Below are 3,391 nucleotides of genomic sequence, written 5' to 3'. Positions count from 1 at the left end.
AGATCGCGATCAGGGTGGGGCACTGGGCTGGGTCGACCGTGATAGCCGTGAGGATCACTGGACCCGGGCGCTGGCGTTTGTACAACCCGTCCAGCGAGTGTCACCGCCGTTCCGTAGCCCGGCCACAGACAGTGCGCCGTACTGGGAGCTACTCTGGGTGGACCAGAAAGAAATGGGCTACCAGCGTGTGGACAGCGAATCGGTACGTTACCGGGCGGCCCAGGCCATTGCCCGGGAGCAGATGCAGCAGCGTTTTCAGATCTTGCTGGCGGATGCCACCGAGGCGGCGGCGTTGCGGGTCAACCACGAGGTGTTGTGATGGCGGTGGGTGAGTGCCGGCCAGGCCAGACGGGGAGCTATCAGCGCCAGCAGGGACGGTTGCGCCCCGGGTTGCTGGCCGGATTGCTGATAGCCGCGTGCGCCAGCGCCTATTGGCTGTTGCCCCTGGCGCCGGCGGCACCGGCAGGCAACACAGCGGCGGGTGTGACTGCGGGCACGAGCCCTGATGCTGACACCAAAGTGGACGCCGCAGCGACGCCGGCAGCCCTGCCGATGATCGATACGGTGGCGGAACGTTCTCTGGCTATGCCGGAGAAGCGGGCGGATAACGCCCCGGCCGCGGTGCCGACACCTTCCCCCCAGGCCGTGGCGGCCCTGCGCGAAAGCATGCAAAACGGCGACCCACGCACGCCGCCGCTGGTTCGCAATACGGATTTACGCGAGCCGCCCAGCGCGGCCGAGCTGGCCGACCCGGCGCTGTATCAGCAGTACGAAGCGAGACAGAATCAGGCGGTTCGTGCCTCTTTCGTGGCGGCGGCGAATCGCAAAATGGCGGAGCTGGAAGGGCTGATCGCCAGGGGCAAGGAATTCGGCATTGCCCCTGAACAGCTGGAAGAAGGGATCGCCAAACTGGACAAGCTGCGTGAGCAGCGCGATCAGTTGGTGGCGCAGCACCCTGAGCTTGCGGCCGAAGAGGGGGCAGCAGAAGCAGAGGGCGCTGAGGGTGCAGAAGGAGCTGGCGATACGTCGCAGGACTGAGCGCCCAGTTCGCGGGCGCTGTCCTGAATCTCGCTATCGTCCGGCGCCACCGACAAGGCCTGGCAGATACTCTGCCGGGCTTTTTTGCTGTCACCCGCTGCCTTCTGGGCATAGGCCAGGTTGTTCCAGGCGGCGGCCAGTTCCGGCTCATGCTGCACCGCATTTTCGAACGCCGCCCGCGCGTCTTGCTGCTTGTCCTGCGCCCACAGGGCATTGCCATAGCCAAACCACAGCTGCCCGCTTTGCGGGAAGGCGTCCACGGCAGCGGGCCAAAAGGCGGCATTATTGGGCAGCGGCGAGATAGCCCGGAACAGCGCATCTGGCTCGGCACTGGCGGGCAACTGGCCGGCTTCCACCAGCGTGAATCCCCACTGATCGGCCCTGGCCCAGGTGCGAATAAAGCGGTTCCAGTGGCTGCTGTCACTTTGCGTTGTGCCGCTGTGCAGCACCACGGTATCACCCTGATCCCGATAACCGGTGACCACGGCGAAGTGCCATTTCGGCCAGCGCGGTAACGCCAGGTTCTGCATTACCAGCACCGGTCGGTTAGCCTGTAATTCCTGAAACAGGGCGTCAGCGGATTCCACCGGATAGGCCATCAGGCCGCGGCTACGGGCTGCAGCCCGCAGCTCAATGCCCAGTGAACCTTTGCGCTCCGGCAGCCAGACTTCGTCCACCAGAGCGTCGGCGCTGACTTCCTTGCCCGCCCATTGCAGCATCATCGCCAGGGCGGCAGGGCCGCATTGATACGCGTCTTGGGGGACAAAGGGCACCACCACCTGTTGCTCGGTGTGTACGCTGGCGCTTTGCGGAGGGGGAAAAGTCTGGCAACCGCCCAGCGTTAGCAGAACGGTTGCCAGCAGGGCGGCAACCGGTTTTCCGGAAAGCATGCCGCGCAATACGGTCACCATTAATTGACCGGGTCAATCACCGGGAAGACGTCGGTAGCGCCGAGCAGATCCAGAATCACCAGCACCAGGATGATAGCGAGTATCACGCCCAGTACACCCTGACCGGCGGGCAGCTCTTCGGATTTCTGAGCCAGCTGCTGCAGCTCGGCATCGGTGAGGCGGTCCAGTCGCTGGCTGACTTGCTCCTGGTTAACGCCGTATTCGCTCAGCGCCTGAGCGGCCACTTTATGATCCATCAGTTGCATGACTTGTTGTTTCATGGCCGCGCGATCCTGTTGCTGAATCACGGTGTCATTACCAATCATGGCGGCTTGTGCGGCGGGGACCATGAGCACTTGCATGAACAACAATACAAAGGCACTGAAAATACCGGTAACGCGTTTTGACGTGGTCATGAAGCATTCTCCTGTGTTCTTGAAAGGTTATACGCTACCAGTGTGACCGCTATTCAACAGGATCTCTGCGTGATCCGGGCGATCTTTTACAAGGACTTTACCGATATCGACCGCGTTAACCCCTTCACTATCAAGATGTTGCAGTGCCTGTTGTGCATAGCTGGCAGGCAGACAGAACAATAGCCCCCCGGCAGTTTGTGGGTCGCACAGGGCGGTAAGCAGGGCGTCGTCCACGGGCTGCGGTTGTTGGCAATGCACCAGTATCTGCCGGTTGGCGTCGCTGAGGGTGCTGGCCACGCCTCGGCAAATCAGTGCAAGCGTGCCGGGCAGCAGCGGTACCTTGTGGCAATCCACCGACAGGGTAACGTCGCTTTGCTGGCTGATTTCGTAGAGATGGCCGAGCAGCCCGAAGCCGGTGATATCGGTGCAAGCATTCACGGGTACATCCTGCAGGGCCCGTTGCGCAATATGGTTGCTGGTCAGCAGGTGGCGCAGTGTTGTGTCCAGCCAGGGGCCGTGGAATGCGGCAGCATTGCTGTTGTTCGCCTGCATCAAGGCCGCCAATTGCACGCCGGTTCCCAATGGTTTGGTGAGGATCAGTCGGTCGCCGTCACGGGCGCCATGTTTATGCCAGAGCTGTGCCGGGTCGGCCTGGCCGTTGACGGTGAACCCCGCGGCCATCTGTGGGCCTTCGATGGTGTGGCCACCGACCAGGGTGCAGCCGGCTGCATTCAGTTCCCGGACGGCTCCGGCCATCATTCGTTGCAGGTCCCGGCCCTGCAAGCGCGGGTGGTGCCAGGGCAGGGTGATGTTGGCCAGCGCAGAGTGGGGTCGGGCATTCATGGCATACAGATCACTGAGGCTGTGCAGGGCGGCGATGCGCCCGAACAGGTAGGGCTCATCGATAAAGGCGGGAAAGAAATCCAGGCTCTGGACCAGACGCTTGCCGGCGGGCCAATCGATGATGGCGGCATCGTCGGCGGCGTCTACGCCGGCTTCGATGCCCGGATTCATGACTGGCTGAAGTTCAGCCAGTGCTTCATGCAG

The 3,391-nt window shown here is 62.7% G+C and carries 4 protein-coding genes and 1 pseudogene; 2 read left to right on the top strand and 3 right to left on the bottom strand.

What is annotated here, in order from left to right; all coding sequences use genetic code 11:
* Both A3730_RS31835 and A3730_RS30500 read left to right on the top strand, forming a co-directional pair.
* A pseudogene (locus A3730_RS31835) lies at nt 1-319 on the top strand (peptidylprolyl isomerase); the annotation flags it as partial.
* A complete protein-coding gene (locus A3730_RS30500; RefSeq protein ID WP_156496769.1) occupies nt 319-1,038 on the top strand; it encodes a hypothetical protein in 720 nt (239 codons plus the stop codon). The pseudogene A3730_RS31835 and the gene A3730_RS30500, both read left to right, overlap by 1 nt.
* Here A3730_RS30500 and A3730_RS18180 read toward each other — a convergent pair.
* The 3 genes from A3730_RS18180 to selD form a co-directional block, all read right to left on the bottom strand.
* On the bottom strand, nt 936-1,949 hold the full coding sequence (locus tag A3730_RS18180; protein ID WP_063518906.1) for a PA2778 family cysteine peptidase: 1,014 nt from the start codon (nt 1,947-1,949) through the stop codon (nt 936-938). The genes A3730_RS30500 and A3730_RS18180 overlap by 103 nt on opposite strands.
* Nucleotides 1,949-2,344, bottom strand: coding sequence for a PA2779 family protein (locus A3730_RS18175; protein WP_063518905.1), 396 nt, complete (start codon nt 2,342-2,344; stop codon nt 1,949-1,951). The genes A3730_RS18180 and A3730_RS18175 overlap by 1 nt, the downstream gene beginning before the upstream one ends.
* A 27-nt stretch (nt 2,345-2,371) precedes the next feature.
* Nucleotides 2,372-3,391, bottom strand: a 1,020-nt coding sequence (selD, locus tag A3730_RS18170) for a selenide, water dikinase SelD (RefSeq protein WP_063538621.1), incomplete at its 5' end; no start/stop codon positions are given.

The sequence above is a fragment of the Alcanivorax sp. HI0044 genome, from assembly GCF_001634945.1.
Note: the sequence above shows the minus strand (reverse complement) of the source record. Positions and strands in the feature narration are given on the sequence as shown.

What these genes read in the sequence shown, in the direction of transcription:
- A3730_RS30500 (WP_156496769.1), top strand. Translation starts at nt 319, where the DNA reads ATGGCGGTGGGTGAGTGCCGGCCAGGCCAGACGGGGAGCTATCAGCGC.
- A3730_RS18180 (WP_063518906.1), bottom strand. Translation starts at nt 1,949, where the DNA reads ATGGTGACCGTATTGCGCGGCATGCTTTCCGGAAAACCGGTTGCCGCC.
- A3730_RS18175 (WP_063518905.1), bottom strand. Translation starts at nt 2,344, where the DNA reads ATGACCACGTCAAAACGCGTTACCGGTATTTTCAGTGCCTTTGTATTG.